Annotated in this window: 26 protein-coding genes, 1 tRNA gene and 1 pseudogene; 13 read left to right on the top strand and 15 right to left on the bottom strand. The window is 44.9% G+C overall.

Going from position 1 to position 26,986, the window contains the following annotated elements; all coding sequences use genetic code 11:
- Positions 1 to 28: 28 nt before the first annotated feature.
- The 8 genes from rpoB to secE form a co-directional block, all read right to left on the bottom strand.
- Complete coding sequence (gene rpoB, locus AB1797_00445) at positions 29 to 3,520, bottom strand: DNA-directed RNA polymerase subunit beta (protein MEW5766082.1); 3,492 nt, start codon at positions 3,518 to 3,520, stop codon at positions 29 to 31.
- Positions 3,521 to 3,560: 40 nt separating this feature from the next.
- Entirely contained in the window at positions 3,561 to 3,950 is a 390-nt protein-coding gene (gene rplL, locus AB1797_00440) for a 50S ribosomal protein L7/L12 (GenBank protein ID MEW5766081.1), read from the bottom strand.
- A gap of 25 nt (positions 3,951 to 3,975) precedes the next feature.
- On the bottom strand, positions 3,976 to 4,509 hold the full coding sequence (rplJ, locus tag AB1797_00435; GenBank protein MEW5766080.1) for a 50S ribosomal protein L10: 534 nt from the start codon (positions 4,507 to 4,509) through the stop codon (positions 3,976 to 3,978).
- Between the two features lie 19 nt (positions 4,510 to 4,528).
- On the bottom strand, positions 4,529 to 5,236 hold the full coding sequence (gene rplA, locus AB1797_00430; GenBank protein ID MEW5766079.1) for a 50S ribosomal protein L1: 708 nt from the start codon (positions 5,234 to 5,236) through the stop codon (positions 4,529 to 4,531).
- Positions 5,237 to 5,551: 315 nt separating this feature from the next.
- Entirely contained in the window at positions 5,552 to 6,076 is a 525-nt protein-coding gene (locus AB1797_00425; GenBank protein ID MEW5766078.1) for an FxLYD domain-containing protein, read from the bottom strand.
- Positions 6,077 to 6,099: 23 nt separating this feature from the next.
- On the bottom strand, positions 6,100 to 6,528 hold the full coding sequence (gene rplK / locus AB1797_00420) for a 50S ribosomal protein L11 (protein MEW5766077.1): 429 nt from the start codon (positions 6,526 to 6,528) through the stop codon (positions 6,100 to 6,102).
- A 382-nt stretch (positions 6,529 to 6,910) separates the two neighbouring features.
- Positions 6,911 to 7,483, bottom strand: coding sequence for a transcription termination/antitermination protein NusG (nusG, locus tag AB1797_00415; protein MEW5766076.1), 573 nt, complete (start codon positions 7,481 to 7,483; stop codon positions 6,911 to 6,913).
- Positions 7,484 to 7,599: 116 nt separating this feature from the next.
- Positions 7,600 to 7,809: a preprotein translocase subunit SecE gene (gene secE / locus AB1797_00410; GenBank protein MEW5766075.1), complete on the bottom strand. Its 210-nt coding sequence runs from the start codon at positions 7,807 to 7,809 to the stop codon at positions 7,600 to 7,602.
- A gap of 89 nt (positions 7,810 to 7,898) precedes the next feature.
- Between secE and AB1797_00405 the strand changes: the two genes are divergently transcribed.
- Complete coding sequence (locus AB1797_00405; protein ID MEW5766074.1) at positions 7,899 to 8,096, top strand: hypothetical protein; 198 nt, start codon at positions 7,899 to 7,901, stop codon at positions 8,094 to 8,096.
- Between the two features lie 7 nt (positions 8,097 to 8,103).
- Here the strand turns inward: AB1797_00405 and AB1797_00400 are convergent.
- A tRNA-Trp gene (locus tag AB1797_00400) sits at positions 8,104 to 8,177 on the bottom strand.
- 93 nt (positions 8,178 to 8,270) lie between these two features.
- Entirely contained in the window at positions 8,271 to 8,420 is a 150-nt protein-coding gene (gene rpmG / locus AB1797_00395) for a 50S ribosomal protein L33 (protein ID MEW5766073.1), read from the bottom strand.
- A 164-nt stretch (positions 8,421 to 8,584) separates the two neighbouring features.
- Here rpmG and AB1797_00390 point away from each other — a divergent pair, with 164 nt between their 5' ends.
- From AB1797_00390 to AB1797_00355, 8 genes are all read left to right on the top strand, one after another.
- Positions 8,585 to 8,830, top strand: coding sequence for an Rpn family recombination-promoting nuclease/putative transposase (locus AB1797_00390; protein ID MEW5766072.1), 246 nt, complete (start codon positions 8,585 to 8,587; stop codon positions 8,828 to 8,830).
- A 152-nt stretch (positions 8,831 to 8,982) separates the two neighbouring features.
- A complete protein-coding gene (locus tag AB1797_00385) occupies positions 8,983 to 9,600 on the top strand; it encodes a hypothetical protein (protein MEW5766071.1) in 618 nt (205 codons plus the stop codon).
- A gap of 33 nt (positions 9,601 to 9,633) precedes the next feature.
- Positions 9,634 to 10,818 (top strand): hypothetical protein, encoded by a 1,185-nt coding sequence (locus AB1797_00380; protein MEW5766070.1) that lies wholly within the window; start codon positions 9,634 to 9,636, stop codon positions 10,816 to 10,818.
- A 1-nt stretch (position 10,819) separates the two neighbouring features.
- Positions 10,820 to 11,266 carry a hypothetical protein gene (locus AB1797_00375; GenBank protein ID MEW5766069.1) on the top strand — a complete coding sequence of 149 codons (447 nt, stop codon included), beginning with the start codon at positions 10,820 to 10,822 and terminating at the stop codon, positions 11,264 to 11,266.
- An 11-nt stretch (positions 11,267 to 11,277) separates the two neighbouring features.
- Positions 11,278 to 11,589 (top strand): hypothetical protein, encoded by a 312-nt coding sequence (locus tag AB1797_00370; GenBank protein MEW5766068.1) that lies wholly within the window; start codon positions 11,278 to 11,280, stop codon positions 11,587 to 11,589.
- Between the two features lie 262 nt (positions 11,590 to 11,851).
- Complete coding sequence (locus AB1797_00365) at positions 11,852 to 12,478, top strand: prepilin-type N-terminal cleavage/methylation domain-containing protein (GenBank protein MEW5766067.1); 627 nt, start codon at positions 11,852 to 11,854, stop codon at positions 12,476 to 12,478.
- Positions 12,479 to 12,609: 131 nt separating this feature from the next.
- A complete protein-coding gene (locus tag AB1797_00360; protein MEW5766066.1) occupies positions 12,610 to 15,402 on the top strand; it encodes a diguanylate cyclase in 2,793 nt (930 codons plus the stop codon).
- Between the two features lie 12 nt (positions 15,403 to 15,414).
- Positions 15,415 to 17,010: an ATP-binding protein gene (locus AB1797_00355; protein MEW5766065.1), complete on the top strand. Its 1,596-nt coding sequence runs from the start codon at positions 15,415 to 15,417 to the stop codon at positions 17,008 to 17,010.
- Positions 17,011 to 17,171: 161 nt separating this feature from the next.
- Here AB1797_00355 and AB1797_00350 read toward each other — a convergent pair whose 3' ends face one another.
- The 4 genes from AB1797_00350 to AB1797_00335 all read right to left on the bottom strand — a co-directional run bounded on the left by AB1797_00350 (position 17,172) and on the right by AB1797_00335 (position 20,947).
- Complete coding sequence (locus AB1797_00350; GenBank protein ID MEW5766064.1) at positions 17,172 to 18,494, bottom strand: sigma-54 dependent transcriptional regulator; 1,323 nt, start codon at positions 18,492 to 18,494, stop codon at positions 17,172 to 17,174.
- Positions 18,491 to 19,255, bottom strand: a complete 765-nt coding sequence (locus tag AB1797_00345) for a DUF6775 family putative metallopeptidase (GenBank protein MEW5766063.1) — start codon at positions 19,253 to 19,255, stop codon at positions 18,491 to 18,493. Before AB1797_00345 ends, AB1797_00350 begins: the two co-directional genes overlap by 4 nt.
- Before the next feature lie 65 nt (positions 19,256 to 19,320).
- Entirely contained in the window at positions 19,321 to 19,653 is a 333-nt protein-coding gene (locus AB1797_00340) for a hypothetical protein (protein MEW5766062.1), read from the bottom strand.
- A gap of 22 nt (positions 19,654 to 19,675) precedes the next feature.
- Entirely contained in the window at positions 19,676 to 20,947 is a 1,272-nt protein-coding gene (locus tag AB1797_00335; GenBank protein ID MEW5766061.1) for an ATP-binding protein, read from the bottom strand.
- Positions 20,948 to 21,575: 628 nt separating this feature from the next.
- Between AB1797_00335 and AB1797_00330 the strand changes: the two genes are divergently transcribed.
- The 4 genes from AB1797_00330 to AB1797_00315 all read left to right on the top strand — a co-directional run bounded on the left by AB1797_00330 (position 21,576) and on the right by AB1797_00315 (position 26,896).
- Complete coding sequence (locus AB1797_00330; GenBank protein MEW5766060.1) at positions 21,576 to 23,399, top strand: ABC transporter substrate-binding protein; 1,824 nt, start codon at positions 21,576 to 21,578, stop codon at positions 23,397 to 23,399.
- A 20-nt stretch (positions 23,400 to 23,419) separates the two neighbouring features.
- The gene (locus AB1797_00325; protein MEW5766059.1) at positions 23,420 to 23,548 is read left to right on the top strand and encodes a hypothetical protein; all 129 of its coding nucleotides are present in this window, start codon (positions 23,420 to 23,422) and stop codon (positions 23,546 to 23,548) included.
- Positions 23,549 to 25,398: 1,850 nt separating this feature from the next.
- Positions 25,399 to 26,658 (top strand): hypothetical protein, encoded by a 1,260-nt coding sequence (locus AB1797_00320; GenBank protein ID MEW5766058.1) that lies wholly within the window; start codon positions 25,399 to 25,401, stop codon positions 26,656 to 26,658.
- Positions 26,645 to 26,896: a hypothetical protein gene (locus AB1797_00315; GenBank protein ID MEW5766057.1), complete on the top strand. Its 252-nt coding sequence runs from the start codon at positions 26,645 to 26,647 to the stop codon at positions 26,894 to 26,896. The genes AB1797_00320 and AB1797_00315 overlap by 14 nt, the downstream gene beginning before the upstream one ends.
- A gap of 16 nt (positions 26,897 to 26,912) precedes the next feature.
- Here the strand turns inward: AB1797_00315 and AB1797_00310 are convergent.
- A pseudogene (locus AB1797_00310) lies at positions 26,913 to 26,957 on the bottom strand (hypothetical protein).
- Between the last annotated feature and the right edge of the window lie 29 nt (positions 26,958 to 26,986).

Here is a 26,986-nt window from a genome sequence, read left to right as displayed (position 1 = left end):
TCCCTTTGGTCCCTTTGATAATTGACATTTACCCCCTCTTAGCAAAGACCTCAGTTACGGTTGGTTCCGGTTTTTCTTCCCTTTTACCCAGGATTCTCTCTGGGGGGGTTATTTTGGGTTCATCAAAGAATCGCCGCATCTCGTCCAGTTTTTTCGTATCTACTGGTTTACCCTGTTTATCCATAACTTCAATATCCAGGGCCAAGCCTCTGAGTTCATGGGCCAGAACATTAAAGGATTCAGGAATTCCCGGGGAACGGGCATTCTTTCCTTTAATAATGGCCTCATAAACCTTGGCCCGGCCAATAATATCATCACTTTTTACGGTCAAAAGCTCCTGTAAGGTATACGCGGCGCCATAAGCTTCCAGGGCCCAAACCTCCATTTCCCCCAATCTCTGACCGCCAAATTGGGCCTTGCCACCCAGGGGTTGTTGGGTAACCAAAGAATAAGGACCTGTAGAACGGGCGTGAATCTTATCTTCTACTAAATGGGCCAATTTCATAATATAGATATACCCTACGGTCACCTTTTGATCAAACTTCTCGCCGGTCCGACCATCGTAAAGGCTTACCTTTCCATCTTCGGGCAAGGAGGCCTCTTTTAACGCTGCCTTAATCTCATCCTCGGTGGCCCCGTCAAAAATAGGCGAGGCGTATTTTTGACCAAGTTTAAAGCCGGCCCACCCCAGATGCGTTTCCATAATCTGTCCCAAATTCATTCTGGAAGGCACGGAAAGTGGATTTAAGACCATGTCTATGGGGGTCCCATCAGCTATAAAAGGCATATCTTCATCGGATAGTATCTTGGAAATAACCCCTTTATTTCCGTGCCGGCCGGCAATCTTATCCCCTACCGATATCTTCCTCTTTTTGGCCACATAGACCTGCACCATTTTTTCCACGCCCGAGGACAACTCATCTCTGGCCTCCTGAGAAAAGACCTTAACATCAATTACTATCCCGTCTTTACCATAAGGGACCCTGAGAGAGGTATCTCTCACCTCACGGGCCTTTTCACCAAAGATCGAATGAAGGAGTTTATATTCGGGAGATAGATCAGTTTCCCCCTTGGGGGTAACCTTACCCACCAGGATATCACCCGGCCGCACATGCGCCCCGATTCTAACTATACCTGATTCATCCAACTCTTTGAGGGCCTCTTCGCCTAAATTAGGTATATCTCTGGTAATAGACTCCGGTCCAAGTTGAGTATCCCTGGCTTCAACTTCAAAACGTTCAATATGGATAGAACTAAAAACGTCTTCCCGAACCAGTCTTTCCGAGATAAGGATAGCATCTTCAAAGTTATATCCTTCCCAGGGCATAAAGGCCACCAGAATATTACGGCCCAGGGCCAATTCACCTGCGGCCGTAGCGGTTCCCTCGGTCAGGACCTGGCCTATTTTTACCTGATCCCCTTTTTTGACTATGGGCACCTGGTTGATACAGGTCCCCTGGTTAGAGCGTTTAAATTTTCGCAACCTAAACTCCCTGGTCTCTCCGGCGGTGGTCTTTATCTGGATTTCATCACCGGTGACATGGCTTACCACCCCTTCCACATCAGAAATGACTACCGTCCCTGAGTCAGAGGCCACCTTACCTTCTATGCCTGTCCCTACCAGTGGCGGCTCAGCTTTCAGGAGGGGGACGGCCTGACGCTGCATATTAGAGCCCATTAAGGCCCGGTTGGCATCATCATGTTCCAAAAAGGGAATCAAAGCTGTAGAGACACTAACCAACTGTTTAAAAGATACATCCATATAGTTTACCTCTTCCGGAGGCACGAGGGGGTAATTATCTCCGTGCCTGACCGAGATAAGGCTTTCTGTCAGCCTTCCTTCAGCATCGGCAGAGGTAGAAGCCTGGCTGATATAAACCCTCTCTTCGTCGTCGGCACGTAAATACTCAATTTCATTGGTTATTTTCCCCTCCACTACCTTCCGATAAGGTATCTCGATAAAACCATACTTATCTACCTGAGCGTAAGTAGAAAGGGAAACAATAAGGCCGATATTAGGTCCTTCAGGGGTCTCAATAGGACATATCCTTCCATAGTGAGTATGGTGCACATCTCTGACCTCAAATCCGGCCCGCTCTTTAGAAAGACCACCCTGCCCCAGGGCGGATAATCGGCGTTTATGAGTCAATTCAGCCAGCGGATTGGTTTGATCCATAAACTGAGAGAGTTGTGAAGAACCAAAAAATTCGTTTATGGCGGCCGTAACAGGTTTGATATTAATCACTGTTTGGGGGATCATCGTCTCCGGGTCCTGGATGGTCATTCGTTCCTGAACCCCTCTCTCCAACCTGGCAAAGCCTACTCGAAGATGATTTTGAAGTAGTTCCCCTACGGAACGGACCCTTCGATTGCCCAGATGGTCAATATCATCCGCCTCGCCGTGTTCAATATGAAGCCGAATGAGACGCTTTATGGCCGCGACTATATCTTCTTTGGTTAGAGTTCCTTCATCCTGAGAAACATCAAGGCCCAGGGTCTTGTTAATCTTATACCTCCCTACCTGACCAAGATTATACCTGACCGGATCAGAAAATAACCGGTTGAAAGCCACGGTGGCATTCTCTAAGATAGTCGGCTCCCCTGGTCGAGTAACACTATAAATCTTCAGGAGGGCCTCTTCTTTGGAATGAGTATCATCCCGGTCAAGGGTGTTTAAGATAGAAACATCATCACTTACGGCATCAATATCCAGGATGGATACGGCTTCTATGCCCGCCTCCCTTATCCTGACCAGGATGTCCGGTTTGATCTTTTGATTACAGGCGAGTATAATTTTTCCGCTCGCCGGATCGATTACGTCTTCAGCTACCCTAAGACCGATAATACGATCTGAAGCCGTTTCTTCCTTCGAGGTAGGATAAAACAATTCCAGGATTTCCTTGTTAGTCGGATACCCAATGGCTCGCAAGAGAGTGGTGGCTAATAATTTTCTCTTTCTGGCCAGCCGCACCAGGATGAGATTGTTAGGATCAATCTCCAATTCAACCCAGGTGCCCCAATAAGGAATAAATCTGGCGGAATAGGTCCGGGTCGGCTCATCATAGGCATAGAAAATGCCAGGTGAACGATGAAGCTGACTGACAATCACCCTTTCAGCTCCATTAATAATAAAGGTCCCCCGCGAGGTCATAAGGGGTATTTCACGCATATAAACATCCTGTTCCCGAACCTCCATAGTGTCCTTGCAAATAAGCCTTATTTTTACCTTCAAGGGAGCTGCATAGGTAGCATCTCTTTCCCGACACTCTTCTTCCTCGTATTTAGGTTCCCCTAGGCTGTAACTGACATATTCCAGGACTAACTTTTCATTAAAGGAGACGATCGGAAAAACTTCACGAAATACCTGTTCTAATCCTTGATTGGCTCGCTTTTCCGGTGGAACCTCTCGCTGAAGAAAGTCTTCATAAGACTTACGTTGGATCGCTGTCAAATCAGGAATAGGTACGATTTCCTCGGTCTTCCCAAAACTTATTCGCCCATTGAGCATTTCCAGACTCATAGAATCTCTCCTCCGAAGTCAGATGGTCTTCTGCCCCCTGTTACTTTATCTCTATAGTCGCGCCTACTGCCTCCAATTTTGCCTTAATCTCTGCCGCCTCTTCCTTGCTAACCTTTTCTTTGATAGGTTTAGGCGCTTCATCAGCCAAGGCCTTGGCCTCTTTCAAGCCTAGGGCAGTAATATCCCTGATTTCCTTGACCACAGGAATCTTCTGACTCCCTACCGAAACCAGGATAACATCAAACTCTGTTTTTTCCTCTACAGCCGGGGCTTCGGCGGCGGCGCCAGGCATAGGACCACCGGCTACAGCCATCGGTATAGCGGCTGAAACCCCAAATTTCACCTCCAGGTCTTTAACCAACTCTGAAAGTTCTAACACCGATAAATTAGAGACCGCTTCTACTATCTCTTCTCTTGTGGCTACAGACATCTTGTCTTACCTCCTCATTTATAATTTATCCACTTTCCTTGCCTGTTTTTTGGCTGGCTGCCTTCAAAACCGTAATTAATCCCCTGATCGGACCGGCTAAACAGTTAACTAACCCACTTAAGGGGGCCTGAATACCTCCTATCACCCTGGCTATGAGAACCTCTCTGGAGGGCAGATTAGCTACCGCCTTGACCTCTTCCGCCGTCAAGACATAGTTGGCAATAGCCCCCGCCTTGATAGCCGGTTTTTCAAATTCTTTGGCAAAACTTAACAAGACCTTAGCGGCGGCTAAGTTCGGATCAGAACTAAAGACCACCGCCGTCGGCCCTTCCAAGCTCTGGCGTAGGGATGCCAACTTACCTCCCTCCAAGGCCCTCTGAAGGAGGGTGTTTTTTATGATATGATATTCCGTCTTGGTTTCCCGTAACCGCCGCCTGAGTTCAGTAATTTCCCGGACAGTTAACCCTCGATGATCAGTCAGGATAAAGCCGGAACTCTTACTTAGCTGTTCCTTTAATTTATTAACCTTTTCTTGTTTTTGAATAATAGCCGCTCTCATATCTCTTACCTCATTAAGGTTATTCTTCCATCGCTTTCCTGGCGGAGAGGAGATCGAGTTTTATCCCTGGCCCCATAGTGGTTGACAGATGCAGACTTCTTAAATATTGCCCTTTGGCGCCGGCCGGCTTAGATGAGATAATGGCCTGCACCACCGCCTTTAAGTTGGCATAGAGTTGTTCCAGAGAGAAAGATACTTTGCCAACGGGGGCATGAACGATGCCATAACGATCGGCCCTGAATTCAATTTTACCCTTTTTTATTTCCTCAATAGCCTGCTTTACTTCAAAGGTGACCGTGCCGGCCTTGGGATTAGGCATAAGCCCCCTTGGCCCTAAGATCTTGCCCAGCTTGGATACATCCCGCATCATATCGGGCGTAGCCACCGCCACATCAAAATCAAGCCATCCCCCTTGCACCCGTTCGATTAAGTCTTCTGCGCCGGCTTCAATGGCCCCGGCTGAAAGCGCCTCGTTCACCTTTTCTCCTTTGGTAAAGACCACCACTCGGACTTGCTTGCCTGTTCCGGAAGGGAGAATAACCGTGCTTCTAACTTGTTGATCAGCGTGTTTTGTCTCTACCCCCAATTTGGCGGCCAATTCAACTGTCTCGTCAAATTTAACGCTGGCTGTTTCTTTAGCTAAGGAGATGGCCTCCTTAAGCTCGTACAATTTCCCCCGTTCCACCAACTTTTCTGTCTCTTTAAGCCTTTTTCCTTTCTTAGCCATCTTGCCTCCTTAACCATTAACAATATTGTGGCCTTGTTCATCGTTGGGGCCGCTTACGGATTAATCGCGAATCGCGGATCGCGAATTGCGAATTAAAAGACTTAGGTAAGCGTTCAGCCCCTAAGGCACAAACTCGATCCTCGATCCTCGATGCTGGATGCTCGATCCTGGATACTGAATCCTTTACCAGCATCGAAGATCGAGCATCGAGCATCCAGCATCATGTGCTGAACGGTTACAAAGATAGATTGGCGATTCGCAATTCAAGATTAGCGATTCGACAAATGGCCAAAAGGATGAACATCGCCCTAATAGTTAATTAACCGGTTCCACCTTCGCCTTATAAATCTTTATTGTTTCGTGATTCTTAGATATAGTCTTGAAGGGTCTTACCTCTCCTTTCTTCAAAGAGGAGATAAGTGTAGTGGTGGTATCCACTATCTTTTTGTCTTGATCGTAAAAAGTAACCGTCACCAGCAAAAACTTATAGTCCTGGGGTCCCTGATTCTTCACTTCCCCTAAGATATGAATATAATCACCATAATCTGAAAAACGGTCCTCAAGATTTATAATCTCTAAAGGCGGTTTATATTTTCTGGTCTGGGGCGACTGGGTAGATAGCCAACTGGTTTTAAGCCAGCCGGTTAGACGAACTTCCGCCCAATCTCCTTTTTCGCTTAGCTTTTCCAGCTCAATACCTTGAAAGAGCTGACCCAGTTTATCGCCTTCTGGTTCAGCCTGAAGATATTCGATAGAATTCAGGTAAAATTTCTCCTCAGCCCAGGTAGGAGACGCTCCTAATAAACAAAGAAAGGCTACTGCCACAATAAATAAGGGCATAGATCAGAATCTCCTTAAACCCTCTACCCTTCCACCTCAATCCCCATTGACCTGGCCGTTCCCATGACTTGCTGCATAGCCCCCTCAAGGTTAATGGCATTAAGATCTGGCATCTTTATTTTGGCAATCTTCTCTACCTCTGAGCGGGGCACTTTACCCACCTTATTTCGATTGGGGTCGGAAGAACCCTTTTCAACCGCCGCGGCCTTTTTTAAGAGAACGGCGGCAGGCGGGGTCTTTAATTCAAAGGTAAAAGACCTGTCTTCATAGATACTGATAACGGCGGGGATAATCATACCTTCTTGTTTCGAGGTGCGTTCATTAAAGGCCCGGCAGAATTCCATGATATTTACCCCCTCCTGTCCCAGCGCCGGACCAACCGGAGGTGCCGGATTAGCCCTTCCCGCCGGAATCTGAAGCTTAATCTCTTTAACTACTTTCTTCTTAGCCATGATTACTCCTTAAGATCAGTTATCATTAATAATTAGTAACCGTTCAGCCACTAAGCCACAAAGACACAACCTCGATGCTCGATGCTCGATGCTCGATGCTCGATCCTGGATACTGGATCCTTTACCAGCATCGAGGATCGAGCATCGAGCATCGAGGATCAAGCATCATGTGATGAACGGTTACAATAAATGTAACTACTCAGCCACCACATATTGATTTTGAAGCTTACAGAACACAATATATTGTGGTTCGTCTCCTTTTATAGGTTGCATAGAAAGCCGTTTTTTAGGAATTTTAGCTAACTTTTAAACACCTAAACACAATATGTTGTGGTTTCGCTAGGTAAGGCTACTATATAGAGGCTGAGTAGTTACCAATAAATTATAATTTCTCCACCTGCCCAAACTCCAGCTCCACCGGCGTGAGACGACCCAGGATGTTCATCATTACCTTTACCTTGTTCTGCTTGAGATTGATCTCTTTCACTTCCCCCACAAAATTGGTAAAAGGCCCTTCCACCACTTTAATACTTTCACCCTCTTCAAAGGCCACCTTAGCTCCCACTCGGGTTTCACCTAAATCAATCTGATGCAGGATATTTTTAACATCCTCTTCCTTGAGAGGCACCGGTTTATTCTGTTGGCCAATAAAACCAAAGACACCAGGCGTATGACGGACAATATACCAGGCATCGTCTGTCATAACCATTTTGACCAGGATATACCCGGGAAAGAATTTCTTGGTGGTAATCCTTTTCTTGCCCCCTTTTTTTTCTTCAACTTCTTCCGTGGGGATAAGAATATCTTCAATTTTATCGGCCAGCCCCATCGTTTTCAAGCGGCGTTCCAGATTGTTTTTAACCTTATTCTCATACCCTGAATAGGTATGAACCACATACCACGACTTTTCCATCCTTAGATTATCACCGGCGGCTTTGATTATCGTTTCGGCCATTTACGCAAAGCCCTCTGGCCACCGGGTCTTTGGTGGCCTGCTCTTCCGCCTACTAGACCACCCAACACCCGGCTACCAGAGGCTTGCGAAAAATGGCCGAAACGATGACCATCGTCTCACCTGCTAATAATAAAATTTATGGTCTTGGATAGAATGACATCTACCAGACCGATATAAACACTGATGATCGCCACGGCAATAAAGACAACAGTAGTTGACCCCACGATCATTTTTCGAGAAGGCCAGGCCACCTTGCCATGAGAAGGGGTTACTTCCAACCAGACTTCCTTTAAAAACTTCTTTAACCTATCTATCTTTTCTTTCATTTCTTCTCTCTTTGCCATTAGGCTGGATGCTCGATGCTCGATCCTCGATCCTCGATGCTCGATCCTCGATCCTCGATCCTCGATCCTCGATGCTCGATGCTCGATCCTCGATGCTCGATCCTCGATCCTCGATGCTCGATGCTCGATCCTCGATGCTCGAGGCTAGTAAAGGATCCAATATCCAGTATCGAACATCGAGTATCGAGCATCGAGTATCGAGTATCGAGTATTTCAGAGACATAAATATCCCCTTTCCTATTATCCCCAACACATATCACCTTGCTTAAGAGTAAGCAGGCCAGGCAGGATTCGAACCCGCAACACCCGGATTTGGAGTCCGGTGCTCTAGCCGTTAGAGCTACTGGCCTACGACGGCAGGAAATTTATTCCTCTCAAGGTCAGATAGAGATAGAGATTTGAGATGGAGTTATCTTTATCTCTTTTATTGAGAAGATACAAATTTACTTTGTTTCCCGATGGAGAACGTGGGCTTGACAGAATCTACAAAACTTCTTCAGCTCTAACTTCTCACTATGCTTTTTTTTATTTTTCGTCGTGGTATAATTTCTCCTCTTGCATCCAGTGCAAGCAATAATAATCATCTCCCGCATAGCAGGATAGTCCTCCTCCTTTTAGACCTCACATACGAAGGCTAATTTATCATAATTGCCATCCCCTGTCAAGAGAAAAAATTAATAAACCGAACAATTTTTTTGGTTCTATGTGGCGGGAAAGGTGGGAAACCTTCTTGACAGTTTTAAATGAATATGCTATAATGAAACATGTTTCCCGTCAAAGTTATGAAGAAAATGCCGGAAGCATTCATATCGGATCGCGAATCTCGAATTGCGAATCGCGAATCTATTTTTGTAACCGTTTTTTCAAAGAGGTCTTTACTCGCCGGGACACGGCGAAGGAATTCTTCCTGAATTATCTGCCTGATAATGTCGTCAGGTGGCTCGATCTGGATTCCTTGGAATATGCCAAAGGATCATTCATAGACAAGCACCTGGCGGAGTAGAAAGGAAGAAGACGCTTTATTTAACATTTCTCAGAATATAAAGTTATGAAGAAAATGTAGGAAGCATTCATATCGAATCGCGAATCTCGAATTGCGAATCGCGAATCTATTTTTTAATTCGCAATTCGCGATCCGCGATTCGCGATTAATTCGTGTTTTCCAGAAAGAGAAAAAAGACCACCGGCTTATGGTTACTAATTCTACTTTTGACCCTGAGTTGCGCCAGAGAGGAAATGCCTCCCCCTTCATCGGCCAGCGGAGACTCTACCATAGAGACCGGGAGAGAAGAGGATGTCGCGAGGAAAGAGGGGTGGCAAGGAGAAAGATCATCCCGGGCCGTTTCGGCGATGAAGGAGGAGATGGAAGAGCTGGCCCAGGAAGCCGAGAAATTGGGACAAAGGGATATTAGCCCGTACCGGAAGGAAGCCGGATTCAGGCGGCTCAGGGAGAGACTGGAAGATATCCTGAGAGGGCCTGGTTCTTCTTTTTCCGAACAAGAGAAAGACAGGTTGATGAGGAAATATGTCGAGATACCTTTTAAAATAGGGGAAATCGCCAAAAGGAGGAAAGAGCGGTTTGAAAAGAGATTGGAGGAGATCAGCCAGGAGGCCAGTGAACTTAGACAAAGGTATCCTGACCGGGGTATGACTGAGACCGAGGAAGAAGAGTTTAAGCAAAAGTTGGCGGATGTAATTGAAGAGAGAGATGACCGTGTAAATCCGGAAGAGGTAAGCAGGCTGTTTGAAGATTACGTAGGAAGATATTGGTGAGGGGCTAAAATAAGATTAAGGAGGTAGATCATTATGAAGAAAAAGTGGGCTGAATGTTTAGTCTTTTGGGGGCTGCTGCTGGTGGTCTTGCCGGGAGGCGCCTCAGGGATGGAGATAGTCTGGGAAGAGCCGAGGAGGATTGAAGAAATTATAGATTTTACGCATCATGGCAGCGCCAATTGTCACGGAGTTGGGAAAATGGCGGTAACAGACGATCAGACCAAAATGGTTATTGGGCTTAATGATTGTAAGGGTTATCAACCAAAGAGGAACTGGGATCTATGGATGTTCACCAGAACCTCGAAAGATGATCCCTGGGATAGCGGGACCAATTTGAATGATATATGTGTTACTGGAGATATAAACACAGATAGCCCGGACTTTTCCCCTACTATGAATGGGGATGGCACCATCCTTATCTGGGAATCCAAACGGTCATCCCCACCCGTTAGCCACAAAAAGAGACTCTGGCAAAGTGAGTGGGATGCCACTAAAGCCAAATGGGGGCCACCCAGACAACTGAGTGAATTAAATGTTTACGCCCACAACGACGTTGAGGATAATGATGCGGGGATATCGACTGATGGCCTGGAACTCTTTTTTGCCTCTGATAGGGACCGGAGTAACCCTTTCAATCAGCCAAAGAAAGGGAAGGATGAGGATAGGAACATCTGGGTTACACGTCGGAATTCAATTGCCGATACCTGGGGAACCCCGGCGTTAGTGCCGGAGCCAATTAATCCAAACTATAAAATTAATACAGACTATAACGAGGAGGACGTATCAATTTCTCCTGACGGAAAATATCTCTTTTTCGCCTCTAATCGAAAAGGCCCAGAAAATTATGATCTCTATTGGTATACCAGAAAATGGAATAATAATACAAACAAGTGGGGTTCTTGGGAAGCACCCTTTGGTAATGGAGAATACATTAACCCACCACCGCCAATTAATGAAGTAGGCGAAGATGAGCGGGGGTTTGATCTGGCCGGCAACGCCTTATACTTTGTAAGAGACAAAGAGCCTTACGTAGTTGATCCCTTTGTGTCGATGAGGGCAACCATTACCTCCATCGGCATTTATGGTAAGGCAGAAAGGACAGTAATAATTGAGGGGAAAGTAAGTGTGTTTCAGCCGGAATACTTTATCCCGGACCGTTGGTATGAACAAAAAGGGGTTCCGGCAAGGTTTATTAATTGGATTCGGGGGTTGGATTAAGATGGCTCACCACTGGAAGGCGGAAAAAGGTATTGGATTGATTGGGAGTGTGATAGCGGTAGCTATCTTGATGTTAGTGGTCTTGGCCGTGGCCGCCTTGTTCCGGCATGGAAGCATCCTGACCGTCAGAACCAAAACAGCCCTGAGAGCTACCCATATGATCGAAGAAGAAATGGAGGAACTTAGAGGTAGGGGGGGGAAATGGTTTGTGGATCCTAATAATAATTGGCAAATAGGAGTGCCTGACATCGATTACAACGTGACAGTCCCCATAGATAATCCGGCCACTATGACCATCTTTGTCAACTATTGGAATGACGAGACTGATACTATAGCGCCCGCCAATATCCCGGACTCAAGGGATTATTTGAAAGTAGAGGTAAAGATAGACTGGCAGGAAGATAACGTAGATAGAGAAAGACAAGCCGTTACCTATCTTAATTTTTAAGGAGTGGAAGTATGACTAAGTCAAATAGTGAAAAGGGAATGGTTTTAATCGTGGTGGTGGTGAGTATAGCCATCCTGGCCATTCTGGCCCTGGGTTATACCTTTCTGTTCACCTCTGAGTTAAAGAGGACAGAGTTCGATGAAAAGCTAGTGCATACTTTACCCGTGGCTGAGGGAGGGGCTGATAGGGCCGAATGGCGGCTTGAAAACGATCCTGATTTCTGGTATAAGATAGTCCATGGTGCTGGGTCGGATTCCTTTACCATAGTAGGTGAAGATGATACCTATTCATGCACAGTGGCGGTTATTGTCGAGCGAAAGTAATGACCCGCCTAAAAGCTAAAAATAAAATTCGACCTGTATGATTAGGTAGGGAAAAGCAAAAATAAACCACAAAGAACACGAAGTTCACGAAGAAAGTAATTTAAGGGTAAGGTAAATGGGATTAAAAGATTTGTTCTATAATTCTTCGTGTGCTTCGTGTGCTTCGTGGTTTTTAAAAGATGTGAGTAAGGTTAAGCTAACCATACAGGTCGATAAAATTTGGGGTGATTGCCCTGAGGACTAATACAAGGAGAAAATGGCGATGAGAAGAGAGCCCGGCTTTACGATGATAGAAGTTATTATCACGGCGGTTATCCTGGCGATTATAGTCTTGAGTATAGCGGCTTTTTTTAGTTTCGAGCTTAAGTCTTGGGTAAGTGGAGAGAGTAAGGCCTATGCGGTCCAGAAGGCCAGGCTGGCTCTGAATGGGGATATTCATAGAGAGGTCAAAAACCCGGGGATCATTCCCGAACTAAGGAGATTACGTAACATTCTTAAAGCCGAGACAAGTTCCATCGTATTCGAAAAATTGGTTGATGATAATCCCTCTGATACTGCTCTCCCCGATACCCATACCATCACATACTCTTTTGAAAAGCCTGATCCATTAGATCCTACCGGGCATATTCAGAGAGTTGACCAATTGGACCCGAGCCTGGGAGGAACTACCATTAATGCTACCATTGCCGACAACATTCTTGGTTTCAGCCTTACCTACCTTGATATTAAGGGCGACACCCTTCCTTCACCGCCGACGAGCCTCATTAACATTCGCCAGATAAAGGTCGAGATCGAGGTGGATACTAACCAAGACGGAAAAGCTGATTTTTCTTTAACCTCTAGGGCAATGCTTCGAAACATCCCGCTAAAACCCTCGCCCGTTATCTAAGGCAAGCTGTATCTACTCAGGTAGATAGGCTGAAGACTGAAGGCTGAAGTCCAATAATATGCCCTCCGTATTTATTTCTAAAAGCCTTCAGCCTATCCACCTGAATAGTTACTGAAGAAAATAGTGAGAACATGGATATAAAGATAAAAAGACACCTGAAGGATTTTGTGGACAGCACTATGTGGCAGAGGACCATCCGGGAGATACTTCTTCACAAGCTGGGTTCGGTTTACTGTTGGGTAGGTGATGAAAGGGGAGACTTTATCTACCGGGAGAAGGAAGATCATCCTTACTGTAAGATGATCAAAGAAAGGGCCAAGGGAAGCAAACAATGTGAAGAGACCTTTCTGGCCGCCTTGCAGAGGATCAAAGAAGAGAGAAAAGTGGCCATCGGTCCATGTCCGGCTGGTTTTCTTACTTTTAACAGTCCCATTATGGTGGATAAAGAGATGCTGGGGGTTATCGGCTGCTGTCAGGTAATCGAATCGGAACAGGAGAGGGAAGTCTATCAAAAGACGGCCAGGGAGTTAGAGCTTAAGGAAGAGGAATTTTTAGCGGCCATTGAGGGCGCTCCGGCGGCTTCTCTGGCTAAGCTAAGGAAAGAGGCGGAATTAGTCAGTCTTTTGGCCCAGGCTTCCATAGACCTTATTATCGCTGGAGAAAGGCTGACGGAAGAAAATGTTGAAATTGATGCCACCAGGCAGTTTTATGACATCTTCAAGCTCAACAGAGACCTGCTCATTGATCTGGCGCCGGAGCAATTCTATGCCCTGGTAGTCGATTTAGCTACCAGGGCCATGAATTCCAGGATCTGTTCCCTAATGGTCATGGATGAAGAAACAGGCGATATTACTATTAAAGCCGCGGTGGGGCTGGAAGATGAAATTATTAAACGCACCAGGTTAAAATATGGTGAGGGGATTGTAGGACATGTGATTAAAACAGGCGCCCCCCTTCTGGTGGAAGATATTGAGAAAGACCCCCGTTTTGGGATCAAAAGGAGTAAGAAGAAGTACTACACCAAATCCCTGATGATATCTCCTCTTAAAATAAGGGATAAGGTGGTGGGGGCCTTGAATATCAACAATGAGGCTACCCGAAGGGCCTTTAATGAAAATGATATAAGTTCTTTGGCTAAGGTGACCGGTTACATTGGATCAGCCGTAGAGGGGATGGTGGAATATTGCCGGGCCCAGGAAGAGAAAGCGGCTGAAGTAGCTAAAAGGGTGGCGGAATTAGAAGAGGCTAAGGCGGTGGCCTGGGCTGAGCAAAAGCAGGCCGCCGTCCGGGCAGAAGAATTGGCCGGGTTAAAGGCCGAGATGGAAAGATTAGCGGCGGCCGCTGATGAAGAAAGGCAAAAGGCGGAAGAGAAGTCCGTCCAATTGGCCGTGCTTCAGGAAGAAATGAGGGGTCTGAAAGCTCAAATTCAAACGGAAAGGGCTAAAATAGAACAAGAGGCGGCTGCCTTAAGGGCCAAATACGCCGAAGAGGTAGAAGAAAGGGTAAGGACGGAAACAGAGGTATTGAGACAGAAGGCCCGGGAAGAAACAGAAAGGATGGCCCAGGAAATCGCTGAATATCAGAATAAAATCCAGGAGGAGAGACAAAGGCTGGAAGAAAAGATTAAAGAAATGCAATTGCTTGAAAGACAAAGAGATACAGACCAAATCCGGTTTATTGAGGAGAAGGCTAAACTGGGAGACGAATTGAAGCAAAAAGAGGCCAGACTCAAAGAACAAACAGATGAAATAAAAGGCTGGGAAGAGGAGGCCAAGCGAGCCTCCAGGCTCTTTGGCCTGGAGGATGAAATCACTGAGACGGAAAAACAATACGAAGAGGCTCCGGATGAGGAAACCAGACAGATCTATGCCGAAAGCTTAGACAGACTTCGGCAGGAGAAAGAGGAATTGGGCCAGATAAGAGCCGAGGCCCGTGAGCTTAAACTTCTCTATGAGACGATCAAAGAGATTGCCCCGATGAAAGCACCAGAGGGGATTTTAGAAATAGTAATGGAAAAGATGAGGCCTTATTTTGACTATCACCTTGGGGCCTATGTTCTGGAGGACGAAGGCCGGCTTATAGGAAAGATAAAGGAAACCTGTCCCCTGGATATAAACTGTCGAAGAGGCGTAGAGGAACGACTCAATAGCGCCTGGCAAAAATTTCATCCTGATGAGAAAAGGAAGATCAAGTTTTCCATTAAAGAAAGTGAATACGAGGTCTTGGGATCCGTTACCCAGGAAGAAATGAAGTCCTTCATTACTGCCCCGATAAAAGAAAAGGGGGTAATCACTGGACTTTTAGATATCGAGCATTTAGAGAGAAATCAATATACGGCCCTGGATCGGAGGTTAATAGCCATTATTGCCAGTCAAACCGGAGTAGCCACCGACCGGGCCAGGCTTTTTGCCGAGACCAAGAAGCAAGCGGAAAGGGATGAGCTGACTGGGACTTACAATTTCCGCTATTTTGACCGTCTATTAGAGGCCGAATTTGAACGGGCCAGGAAATTCAACCGCGCCCTTTCCTTTATTATGTTAGACTTCGATTACTTAAAAGAGATAAACGACCGCTACGGCCATGAAGAAGGAAATCGGCTGATCAAAACCATCGCCGATATTGTCGGTCGGCAAATAAGAGCGGTAGACTATTTAGCCCGCTTTGGGGGAGATGAATTTGGGGCCATCCTCCCGGAAACGATTAAAGAGGAAGCCGCTCAGGTGGCCGAAAGGATTAGAGAGGCCATAGCTAAACATCCTTATGCCATTAATGATAAAACAATCCCTTTGTCAGCCAGCTTAGGCGTATCGGCCTTTCCTGCCCCATCCAAAAAAGAACTTTTTGAAAGAGCCGATAAGGCCTTATATCAAGCCAAACAAGAGGGACGCAACCGGGTTAACGTCTTTAGAGAAGAAGCCGGTTGAGGGAGTAGGGGGATGGAAGAAAGATACAGAACCTTTATTCAAACAATCCCGGATATAGTGTATGAGGTTGAGGCCGAAGGAAGATTTACCTTTCTAAATAATGCCGTCAGGCAATTAGGCTATAATCCGGAAGAACTCATGGGGAAACACTTCAAGGAGATAATCCATCCTGATGATTTTGAGAATGTCAGCCACTTGGTGGCCTTACCAAAATACAAGGGAAGAATAACCGGGGATGAAGACTCCCCCAAGTTTTTTGATGAGAGACGGACGGTAGAGAGGATGACTAAAAACCTTGAGGTGCGGCTCCGGTTAAAAGATAAAGAAGCAGATTATTGTTGGGCAGAGCTGCATTCTTTTGGGAAATGGGACAGACCTGTCGTAGAAAAGAATAAGAAGCTGCTCGGAAGTATTGGGATTATCAGAGACATTACTGAGCGCAAGAAGATGGAAGAAAGGCTTCAGCGAGAGAAGATTCAAAGGCTCGAATCTATCGGTGTTCTGGCGGGAGGTCTGGCCCACGATTTTAATAACATCCTGACCGTAATCCTGGGCAATATTGCCCTGGCCAAGATGGATCTAAGGCCTGGAGATGCGGTCTTTAAGAGGTTGGATCAAGCGGAAAAGGCTTCGGATAAAGCCAGAAACCTGACCCACCAACTGCTTACTTTTTCCAGAGGCGGCGCGCCGATCAAGGAGACTGTTTTTATCTCGAGGCTCATTACGGATTCGGTTGGTTTTGGCCTGGCAGGTTCTAATCTTCGGTGCTATTTATCTATCTCCCACGACCTCTGGCCGGTCGAATGTGACCAAACCCAGATTGTTCAGGCCCTTAACAATCTGATCGTCAACGCCAGAGAGGCCCAGCCGGCCGGCGGTAGAATAGAGGTTTGGGCAGAGAATACAGAGATAAGACTGGGAGAAAGACCACTTTTAGCAGAAGGCAAATATGTAAAGATTCTGGTAAGAGACTACGGAACCGGTATCTCGCAAGGATATCTGCCCCATATATTTGACCCCTATTTTACCACCAAAGAGAAAAGAAGTGGCCTGGGACTGGCCATCGCCCATTCTATTATTATCAGACATAATGGAGAGATTAAGGTAGAGTCTGAGCCTGGCAAGGGAACAAGCTTTGTCATCTTCCTCCCGGCCTCTTTCCAAGAGGCGGTGATTGAAAAGGAGGAAGAGATCGAGGAGCCTGCCCAAGGAAAGGGAAAGATCCTTCTCATGGACGACGAAGAAGATATCTTACAGATCATTAGGGAGGCCCTGGAGACCTTTGGATATAATGTAGAGACAGCCTGTGATGGAGATGAAGCCATTAAACTCTACCAAAAGGCCAAAGAATTCGACCAGCCCTTTGATGCGGTTATCTTAGATTTAGTCGTTCCTGGCGGGATGGGAGGGAAAGAGACCATTTCCAAGCTGATCGAGATCGATCCCAAGGTGAAAGTGATTGTAGCCAGCGGCTACTCTGACTATCCAGTGCTGGCCGACTTTAAAGACTACGGTTTTTATGATACGGTCGCTAAGCCATACAGACCGGAAAAACTAAACCGGATTTTACGCCGGGTAATGAAGGCAGAAGGTAACCACTCAGTCTGAAGGGCAACCCCAGGGGGTTGCCCCTACAGTATCTATCATTGGCGACATAAATATTCTCTTGCCAAACAAGCGCCCTCTACAAAAGCTTGTTATTTCTATTCATAACCTAATTCTTAATCCTTATGTCTGAATCACTGATTAAGATATAACCAATTGAGGCATTATGCTACAGGTAGGACATTATGCCCCGCTGTTTCTAACTTATATACCTTTATCTTTCGATAAAGGGTTTTTCGGTCTATACCCAACAATTTAGCTACTTCAGACCTTTTGTTGGAAGTGAGCTTAAGCACCCTTAAGATATGCTCTCTCTCTAATTCGTCCAGGGTTTTTATCACTTCTTTCTCTTCAACGGCGGCCGTTCCTTCTCTTTTTCCTTTAATATAGATAGGTAAGTGTTCAAGCCTGATAAGATCTTCCTCCGCTAAGATTACCGCCCGTTCAATAACATTTTCAAATTCACGGATATTGCCAGGCCATTCATATTCTATCAGCTTTTTTAATGCCTTCTTATGAATACCTTTGGCGCCCTTCTTTCTTTCCCGGTTAAATTTTTCTAAAAAATATTCCGCCAGGGCGGGGATATCTTCTTTGCGTTCTCTTAAAGCCGGCAGATGGATGGGGAAGACATTTAATCGATAAAAGAGGTCTTCCCGAAACCGGCCTTCTTTCACGTGGGCTTCAATATCCTTGTTGGTCGCGGCGATTATCCTCACATCTACCTTTACAGGCTTTGTTCCCCCTACCCTTTTTGTAGTTTTATCCTGGAGGACTTCAAGCAATTTGCCCTGAATGGCCAGAGAAATATCGCCTATTTCATCAAAGAAGAAGGTGCCCTTATTGGCCAGCTCGAATAGACCATGTTTATCAGAAGTAGCGCTGGTAAATGCCCCTTTTACATGGCCGAACAATTCGGATTCAAGGAGGCTTTCGCTCAGGGTGCTACAGTTTACGGGCACAAAGGGCTGGCTTGATCTTGGTGAATGATAGTGGACGGCCCTGGCAAAGAGGCCTTTACCCGTACCTGTCTCACCTGTAAGCAGGACGGTCGAGTCAGTCACGGCTACTTTAGTGATTAAACTATAGATTTGTTCCATTTGCTTATTGGCTCCCACCACCAGATCGGGCGCATATTCTTTAGATAGTCTTTTCTTTAGATAAATATTCTCTAACTTCAGATGCTCTTCTTCCTCCTCCAGTTTGGCCACCATTGAATGGAGGGAACTAACCACCTTTTCTACGACCTGTCTGCCTTCTTCCCCATCCATTTCTGAAAGAAAGACCCTGCACTTAACGCACTCTTCAAGCTTATCGTAGAACTTACCCTGGATTTCATTCCGACAATGGGTTCCTGAGACAAGCCAACAAGGAAGGTCTTTATTTTGGTAAGCAGGGCATTCTATTTTATCACAATCATAAAACTCCCAGCACCTGAGCCTCTCTTTGATCTCTCCACCATCTTTGTTAAGTGCCTGTCTATTCAATTGGCTGCCTCCCATAAAGCCTGCTCATGAAGGGGACAGAATTCATATTCGGCCTCAAGCTGGGCTTTGATTACTTCCTCTTGCCAATGAGCATTGTAAAGCCTGCACTCAGGGTCGTCACAAAAAGGATTACCGAAGGCATGATAGAAAAGGGCCTGCATCACATACCCCTTCATCACCTCAGTCAGCCTCGGGTCATCATAGTCAATAAATCTGCCCTTAAATTCCTCTTTGAGCCTGGCTAGATCCTGCCCCAGCTCCTTTTTTAAGTAAAACTCTCTTGGTTTGGCCGGCGCCTCAACTATTCCGGTAGTAGAAATAATAGAAGGAATGCCAAAGACAGCTATCCTGGCATGGTAACGGTTGTCTTCATAAGTCCCAAAGAGCCGGGAAGTAAATATGATATGCGCATGGGTTAGATTATGTTCTATTTGAGGAATCAGCTTGCGAAATATCTCTTGCACGCAGAAACCATCATAAAGCAGTCCGGAAGGCTTTTGAGCAGAAAGCAGCCTGGATTCATATTCAATCTCAGCCGACAGCGGGTCTGGATTTAGCCCCTTCTTCTGCGGGTCAACAATCTTTGCCCCAGCAAACTCTTCAGCCACTAATTTTTGGGTGTCGCCGTGGGTGGGAATAAGATTCCCTCGGATATCAACATCCAGGCCGGTTTTCTCTCTAAGGTATTGAGCCATGAGATGAATATTTAGAGCCGAACTGGCCCCTTGGTTGTAAATGTGGATAAAAGAAGGTCGTGGCACTGGTTTTTATCTCATCCTTATTCTCAGAGATGACCTCGGATAATGCCTGGTAGATTGAAGCTGCCTCAAGGAAATTTTTGACTCTGATATACCGCCTTTCTCTTTTCCTTCTTTCCTTCTTCTTCAATCTTTGGGTAGTCCTCGGATAACGCCATCAAAGTGGCAGCAATATGCTTACAATAACATCCCCAATCATAAAGGCAGGTGCAGGAAGCCTCAATATCCTCCTTATCTATATGGATTGTTACTTCATAATCCTTTGTACCAGCTACAGTAGCCGTGATCATATCACCAAATTGTTTCAGGTCAGTAACCCGACCTTCCTGGAAGTATTCCTGGCCCCTTTCAAAAGAGCTTTCGGTAGATAACTCGCTTATCTCTTCAAGCGTCAGTCTCATTTTCCCTCATCCTCCTTGACTGTCATTTTGTATACAAAAGCCACTTCCACAAAGGAAGAAATCTAATCCTCTTTTCTTTAAATCTTTCCTCATTCTCATAATCCCAGGTAATCACCAATAGCTCATTACAATCTAATTCCTTACTTGCTTCAACTAATGATCTTATCTCCCTATCTTTTATCTTAAAATCACTAATCTCATAAGATACCTGGATTAGATCTTTAATCTTTAGCCCCTCCCTTATAACAAAATCAACCTCTCTGTTGTTTCTTGTCTTATAATAAAAGAGGCTCTCGTTTAATCGGAATTCCCTTCTTAAAAGCTCTATAAAGACCAAATTCTCCATCAATCTACCTAAATTCTGTGAAAATAGAGATGCCTTTGACAGAATAAAACCATTGTCAACAAGATATATCTTCTTTGGGGTTTTAATTATCTCCTTCATTTTGAAGGAGAATCTGTTTAAAGAGAAAAATAGATAGGCTTCTTCAAGATATTTTAGATAGTTCTGAAGTGTATTTGTGCTTCTAAACTCCAGGAGATTCTTTAATCTCGTGAAACTGAATTCATTACAAAAATTATCTGCTAAATAGAGGGCTAATTCATAAATCTTTTGAGGGAATCTAAGATTATATCTTTTAACTATATCTCTGAGAAGGGTTGCATCAAAGAGTGTCTGAAGGTAAATCTTTGGCTCTAAATTTGTAACTACAACCTCAGGGAAGCCACCGTTCTTAAGATAATCCTCCAGATAGTTTAAAATCCTTGCCTTGGTCCTGGCAAGATTAATATCTTCTTCTTTTAGATTAAAACCTTTAGCCTGCAAAATCTCCTTGAAATCAAAGGGAAGGAGTTCTATCGGGATATATCTTCCTGTTAAGCGGGTAGATAGCTCCTTATTTAGGAGTCGGGCATTTGAGCCGGTTAAGATTAGATTAACCCCCCTTCTTTGAAGTTTATTTACAAATAGCTCCCACTCTTGTAGATTTTGAATCTCATCAAATAAAATAATCTCAGTCTCAGGATAAACCTCAAAGATTGACTTTGTGAGATCATCATAATCCTTTATCTTCAAAATGGCTTCATCATCAAAATTTATATAGGCAAAATTTTTAGCCTTAAGGAGCAGAAGTGAAAATATAGATTTCCCCGCTCTCCTTGGTCCGGTGATTATCTTTATCAGGGTGGAATCCAAAAATTTTTTAGCAAAATCAAGCTTCTCTCGTAAGATATAATCCTTCAAAAGAAGCCTCTCTTTCTCTAATTTGTGTTCTAAGACTACATCTTTTATCATTTTAAATAATTATACTGAACAAAAAGGTCTTTTTTTATTCACTATATTGATTATACTATACAAATCCTCCTTTGTCAAATATAAAATGCGACACCTTGCTAAACACATACCTACACCTGCACCTGTATCTTCTCCAAAATCTCCTCTGCCGCCTTCTTTGGCCAATAATGGTTCATCCGGGAAGCCTTGTTGTATGCTGATTGGGCATTTCCTGCTTGCGCAGGTGGGATAGGCTCTTAGCCTGCGCGCCGGGGGATGACTTTCAGTCATCCCCCGGCTTTTTTCACATAGAGTCCTCCTCATCGTTTTAGCGGTTTAGAAAGCCGATTGACCAGGTCGTTTTTTTCACTTGACATAACTTTAAGATTTAGGTATATTAAGAGCCTATCCCCAAACCTCGGCGCGATGAAAGCCGATAGAGGACAACTACCGATGGATAGAGGGCAAGAGCCTGTAGCCGCTCCCTAACGGTCGCGGCTATCGGTTTTGGGAGAGGCGCTAACTACCCTATTGGTATGCCCGAAATAGAACTCACGGAACGGCTATTATTTGTAATCTTTGTGCCTTAGGGGTTGAATAGTTACCAGAAGGGCTTAAAAACAGAGAGGGGAAGTGAGGTAATATCAAAATGAAACAGTTAACCACAGGCTGGCTATTGATTTTGTCTATTCTGATGGCCATCGGTTGTGCCGGAGAAAAAAAGGAGGTCCCGGAGGTAAAACCAAAGGGTCTGTATGGCGGCACCCTGGTTCTTTCTACCATTTCCGGCCCCAAGTCATTTAATGACATTATCGCCAAAGAGACTTCGACCACCAGTGCGATTGGTTACCTCTTTGAGGGTCTGACCGAAACCGATGGGGTAACCACGGAAGTTATTCCCCGCCTGGCCAAATCCTGGGAGTTTAGCGAAAACGGTCTGGTCTGGACCTTTCATCTCAGGGATGATGTGGTCTGGTTCGATGGTGAGCCTTTCACGGCTGATGATGTTATCTTTACTTATAATGATCTCATCTTTAACGAGTCCATCCCGTCTTCTTCCCGAGATATATTCATTATCGATGGACAGAAATTCAAGATAGAGAAGGTAGACGATTATACGGTGGTCTTCAGGCTGCCCAAACCCTTTGTCCCTTTGCTCCGGTATCTGGGACAGGCTATCCTTCCAGAGCATGTTCTAAGACCGGCCGTGGAGGAGAAACGGTTTAATTCCACCTGGGGAGTGGATACTGATCCGTCTAAACTTATTGGCACCGGTCCATTTAGAATGGTAGAATTTCGGCAGGATGAACGCCTCGTTTACGAGCGTAATCCCAATTACTGGAAGAAGGATAAAGAGGGAAACAGGCTTCCTTATCTGGAGCGAATAGTCGTCCAGATTGTAGAAAATCAGGATGTGGAGTTAGTCAATTTTGAGTCTGGTGAACTGGATATTATCGGGGTGAGGTCAAAGGACTATACCCACTTGAAGCGTAAAGAAAAGGAAGGCAATTTTACCCTCTATAATTGTGGTCCGGCCTTTGGGACCAACTTTATCTGTTTTAATCAAAATCCTTATCGGGTTAAGTCTCCCAAGATAGATTGGTTTACTGATCTGACCTTCAGAAAGGCGGTCGCTTATGCCCTAGACAAAGAGACCATCATAAATAATATCTTTAACAGCCTGGGTTACCCCCAAACCGCGGCTATGAGCAAAGCGGCGGTAGCCTTCTTTAATCCGAAGGTGACTACTTACGATTATGATCTTGATATGGCCGCCAGAATCCTGTCCGAAGCCGGGTATAAAGATCAAGACGGTAATGGAATTAAAGAGGACAGACTGGGTAATCCCATAAAGTTTACCCTTCTTACTAATGCTGAGAACACGGTAAGAAAAGATATCGGAACCATTATTCAGACTGATTTAAAGCGATTGGGAATGGATGTTACCTTCAGCCCTATTGATTTCAATAATCTGGTTACCAGGCTTGATGCCATTTATGACTGGGATGCGATCCTGATTGGTTTAACTGGAGAGGTTGATCCGCATGGAGGAAAGAATGTCTGGGAATCTAGCGGGCACCTCCATATGTGGAACCCCAAACCCCAGAAGCCAATGCCCCTGAGTGATGAAGAAAAGGCGGATAAAAAGAAAGTAAATGAATGGAAGGAAAAGGAGGCTGTTTACAAAAAAGAGCTGGCCACCTGGGAAAAGAAGCTCACCGGCTGGGAGCGGGAGATAGATGACATCTTTAATCAGGCTGTCTCTGAAATGGACCATGTAAAACGAAAGGCGATGTATCATCGCTGGCAGGAAATTGTGGCTGAACAGTTACCTTTGATTTATACGGTAAATGATCCGGCCATCTATGCTATCCGCAACAAATTCGGCAACCTCAACCCCACCGCTTACGGAGGAGCCCTCCATAATATCGAGAAGATATACATAGGGCGGTCTCCCGCCGCCACCAAATAATCCTCGATGCTCGATCCTCGATGCTCAATGCTCGATCCTCGATACTCGAGGCTCGAGGCTCGATGCTCGAGGCTCGATGCTCGAGGCTCGATGTTCGATGCTCGAGGCTCGATGCTCGAGGCTCGATGCTCGAGGCTGCAATGTTCTGAACATAAGTCCCAAGCTCTGTAGTTCCACACTGGTTCCTCAGTGTCTTTTCATCCTCCTCGATACCGTAGAGACTCAGAATCATCCTCAGACAGGCTACAGCGCGTGAATAAATTTTAACACATGATTGAGGTAGATGTCAAGGAGAAATAAAAAAACTTCAATTCAGAAACAATGCATTATTCCCACTCAATCAGCTACGAAAACCACCTCATCTGGAGGAACACGCCCTCATCTACGCATACGAAATTGCAATTTTCGAGATAGAAAACCACCTCATCTGGAGGAACACGCCCCCTTGGCTGGCCATAATAAGAATTGCTGCGTATGAAGGATGGGGACAGTTGACCAAACAACCTGACGAAGAAGGATATCGCCGAAGCCTGATCCTGAGTCTGTTGTTATATCACTGTCTTCTCCTTCATCCAGAACAACGGGCCCGGCTATAGTGAACGCTAAAATAAGTAGACATAGGATAAAGGCTTTAGCCTTGCTATAAGTAGCCCTAAAGGGTTATTTTACAGTAAACATGTCAACTTATTTATGTCTTTCACTAATGGAACCATTTAAATTTGTTGACTGCTGATGAGATCTTGCAGCGAGTTTCCGCTGGTAAGCGGCTGCAAGGTCTTTCCGCTGAAGAGATCAGGATGTATCTAAAAAAACAGAAGAAGCAGAAACATTAACGCTAACATTTTTGTGGTCGATATACGATTTTTTCTTGACAATATGGCGCATATACTGTATAATAAGTTCCCGATTTGGTTAGCGGAGGAAGAAGAGGGGAAGTCAGATAATGTAAGCGGTGAATAGTGAGGAGGATTATTCCTCACGAAGGAGATGGCGATGGAGACTAAACAGACGATAAATAATAGAGTTACAAAATATACCCCCCCCCCCCAACGCAGCGGCGTAGATTACAAAAACGGAAATCGGCTAAGCAAAGCCCAGGTGTGTTTCGTCTGCAGGACGAAAGATGCCTAGGCTTTTTTTGTCTTTATTCAGTCACAAATGAATACTGATTGCACACGAATAAATTTCGACCTGTACGGTTAGGTACTCACCCGTTAGTACTTTGATTTAGAAAGAGTAATATTCCTTTGACGGCGTGAGTATCAATGAGAGATGGGTGAAGGTTTTTACTTTTGAGCGCGCGCTGAATCCAAAAAAGGGAGGGGGTGAGAAGTATGTCGTATAGATTCCTGATGGGTTGGAATAGGTACCGTCTCATGAGGTACTATAAGCCGAGGAATCCGATTGGCAGCTACTTGCATGATAAGCTGTCTTAGGTAGGTCGTATAGCAACTAAGAGTTGGCCGGAAGGCTTAGCCCGCTGATAGGTTGATTCTCTTGCGAATTTTACCTATTAGTGGGTCGAGCCCACGGCCCGATAATATGATGAACGGGATGGTTCACCTTCCTGTGATAGCTTGCGTCTATCAGCCCTCATTTAGAGAACACAGATTACACCGATTTTCCCAGATTGCACAGATAAAAAATAATTCCTGACAATCTGTGAAATCTTGTGTAATCTGTGGAATCTGTGTTCCTTTTTAGATACGAAGACGCAAGGTTTCACAGCAAAATGATCGATTGTGAACCGTCCCGATGAACCACAAATTTTGCAACCCGTGCGGGTTAGCTTTTCAGCCTCAGCGGGGCGCGAGATGTTTATAGCCAGCTTAATTTCTGACCATACAGGTCGCATTTTGGGGATTTCTCGCAAAGGCGCAGAGATATAAAGGCAACAGTTGCAAAAAAGGAGTAAAGTTTTCTTTAAAAAATGTCGATATACGTAAAGGGATGATATTTCCTGCTTGCCTTCTGAATACCTTAGAGAAGGAGATGAACAATGGAACTAAGATTAGATATACAATCACCATCTTTAAATATACCCGATGTTCTCAAAACCGAGAAGTTGTCCAATCAAGAAAAGACGAATACTGAAAAGGAAGCAGACATCTCTTCTGGTACTGTAACTCTTTCTGTAAGGGGAAAGAATATTGCTCATTATATATTAGAAAGCGCACATTCTAACATAATTGATAAAAAAGATCTTATATCAGCAGTGAGAGAAGTAGAAGAGTTGTGGGGAGTGTTTACTGGCCTCGATGAAGATACGAGCAAGACACTGGCTTCAGCCTTCCTTCGTCTATCTGTAGAAGGTATGCCTGCAGAAGGTAGGGATAAAGGTAGTATCTGGCGAGAAACAATAGAAGTGAGAATGGCTGATATTAGTCTAAACAAGCTTGCAGATGCTTGGGAAGAAAAAACGAAAGAAATGGGTTTAGAGCACCCTTTTGAACTTAGCAAAGAAGAGTTGCTTTCAGTGGTCAGTGACCTTACTAAAGGAAAAGAATTAAAAATGATGAATTACGTTAAAAAAGTTGCAGATAGCAATCTTACAGGAATAGATAAAGAAATATATCTTCAGGCCCATGAGACCCTTTTTAGGGGAGCAATTACAGAGGAAGAAAAATTGAGATTGATGGCTGAAGAAGAAGGTATAGTTGACCCCCAGGATTTTGTAGTTATTCTTAAACTTGTAGCCGCATCTAAGAATAAGGACGTGGCGAACTTAAGTAAAGATGAGATAATTGAAATTGTAAAGGCCGATTTGATTGTTTTTGAGGGAGCGGAAGATAGTGTTTCACAGGGAATAATAGATGATTTTTTTTATTTTGATTTTGAATCTCTTCGACAAATAACTAAAGAAGAAGCTATAAAAATGAGAGAAGAAATGGAAGAAAAAACCAGAGCTAAGCTGAAAGAGATGCTAAAGGAGATTGCAGCTAAGATGGAGGGTAAAGAAAAAGGAGAAACATCAAAGATTTCTTCTGAAACCAGCAATGATGCTATGGCCAACCAGGAAGGGCTTGTCGATATCCCACAAAAAAACTTTCCTGAAACTAACAACGATTCCCTGAAAGGAGACACATTGACGCAAGAAAATTCTGTTCCCCTGGAAGAATATTCCAGGATCACAGACTATTTTGAAACCAATGGCGCCTCGCTTGATCCCAATTGGGTAGATATTACTGATGAAGCCTCATCTTTGTTATTCATTCCGCCCAGAACCCCAGCCACTCATTATATAGATGCCGTTCAATAACCTGATCAGATTCACCGGATTTCTAAGACCACATATTTCCGACCTGGTCCTGGCCAGCGTGTGCATTGGCGTTGTTGACCTCCTCACCCTGAGCATCCCCCTTTTTATGAAAATGATGCTCGATACTCGATGCTCGAGGCTCGATGCTCGAGGCTCGATGTTCGATGCTCGAGGCTCGATGCTCGAGGCTCGATGCTCGAGGCTGCAATGTTCTGAACATAAGTCCCAAGCTCTGTAGTTCCACACTGGTTCCTCAGTGTCTTTTCATCCTCCTCGATACCGTAGAGACTCAGAATCATCCTCAGACAGGCTACAGCGCGTGAATAAA

Source organism: bacterium (assembly GCA_040753085.1).
Lineage (GTDB): Bacteria > UBA9089 > JASEGY01 > JASEGY01 > JASEGY01 > JASEGY01.
Note: the sequence above shows the minus strand (reverse complement) of the source record. Positions and strands in the feature narration are given on the sequence as shown.

Bases quoted from the DNA above. Each gene is read 5' to 3' on its own strand.
- AB1797_00360 (MEW5766066.1), top strand. From the start codon at position 12,610: ATGGATATAAAGATAAAAAGACACCTGAAGGATTTTGTGGACAGCACT.
- rpoB (MEW5766082.1), bottom strand. From the start codon at position 3,520: ATGAGTCTGGAAATGCTCAATGGGCGAATAAGTTTTGGGAAGACCGAG.
- AB1797_00355 (MEW5766065.1), top strand. From the start codon at position 15,415: ATGGAAGAAAGATACAGAACCTTTATTCAAACAATCCCGGATATAGTG.
- AB1797_00335 (MEW5766061.1), bottom strand. From the start codon at position 20,947: ATGATAAAAGATGTAGTCTTAGAACACAAATTAGAGAAAGAGAGGCTT.
- AB1797_00340 (MEW5766062.1), bottom strand. From the start codon at position 19,653: ATGAGACTGACGCTTGAAGAGATAAGCGAGTTATCTACCGAAAGCTCT.
- AB1797_00370 (MEW5766068.1), top strand. From the start codon at position 11,278: ATGACTAAGTCAAATAGTGAAAAGGGAATGGTTTTAATCGTGGTGGTG.
- AB1797_00390 (MEW5766072.1), top strand. From the start codon at position 8,585: ATGAAACATGTTTCCCGTCAAAGTTATGAAGAAAATGCCGGAAGCATT.
- rplJ (MEW5766080.1), bottom strand. From the start codon at position 4,509: ATGAGAGCGGCTATTATTCAAAAACAAGAAAAGGTTAATAAATTAAAG.
- rplK (MEW5766077.1), bottom strand. From the start codon at position 6,528: ATGGCTAAGAAGAAAGTAGTTAAAGAGATTAAGCTTCAGATTCCGGCG.
- rplA (MEW5766079.1), bottom strand. From the start codon at position 5,236: ATGGCTAAGAAAGGAAAAAGGCTTAAAGAGACAGAAAAGTTGGTGGAA.
- AB1797_00380 (MEW5766070.1), top strand. From the start codon at position 9,634: ATGAAGAAAAAGTGGGCTGAATGTTTAGTCTTTTGGGGGCTGCTGCTG.
- AB1797_00375 (MEW5766069.1), top strand. From the start codon at position 10,820: ATGGCTCACCACTGGAAGGCGGAAAAAGGTATTGGATTGATTGGGAGT.
- nusG (MEW5766076.1), bottom strand. From the start codon at position 7,483: ATGGCCGAAACGATAATCAAAGCCGCCGGTGATAATCTAAGGATGGAA.
- AB1797_00330 (MEW5766060.1), top strand. From the start codon at position 21,576: ATGAAACAGTTAACCACAGGCTGGCTATTGATTTTGTCTATTCTGATG.
- AB1797_00425 (MEW5766078.1), bottom strand. From the start codon at position 6,076: ATGCCCTTATTTATTGTGGCAGTAGCCTTTCTTTGTTTATTAGGAGCG.
- AB1797_00325 (MEW5766059.1), top strand. From the start codon at position 23,420: ATGCTCAATGCTCGATCCTCGATACTCGAGGCTCGAGGCTCGATGCTC.
- AB1797_00405 (MEW5766074.1), top strand. From the start codon at position 7,899: ATGCTCGATGCTCGATCCTCGATGCTCGATCCTCGATCCTCGATGCTC.
- AB1797_00365 (MEW5766067.1), top strand. From the start codon at position 11,852: ATGAGAAGAGAGCCCGGCTTTACGATGATAGAAGTTATTATCACGGCG.
- rpmG (MEW5766073.1), bottom strand. From the start codon at position 8,420: ATGCGGGAGATGATTATTATTGCTTGCACTGGATGCAAGAGGAGAAAT.
- AB1797_00315 (MEW5766057.1), top strand. From the start codon at position 26,645: ATGCCGTTCAATAACCTGATCAGATTCACCGGATTTCTAAGACCACAT.
- rplL (MEW5766081.1), bottom strand. From the start codon at position 3,950: ATGTCTGTAGCCACAAGAGAAGAGATAGTAGAAGCGGTCTCTAATTTA.
- secE (MEW5766075.1), bottom strand. From the start codon at position 7,809: ATGAAAGAAAAGATAGATAGGTTAAAGAAGTTTTTAAAGGAAGTCTGG.
- AB1797_00320 (MEW5766058.1), top strand. From the start codon at position 25,399: ATGGAACTAAGATTAGATATACAATCACCATCTTTAAATATACCCGAT.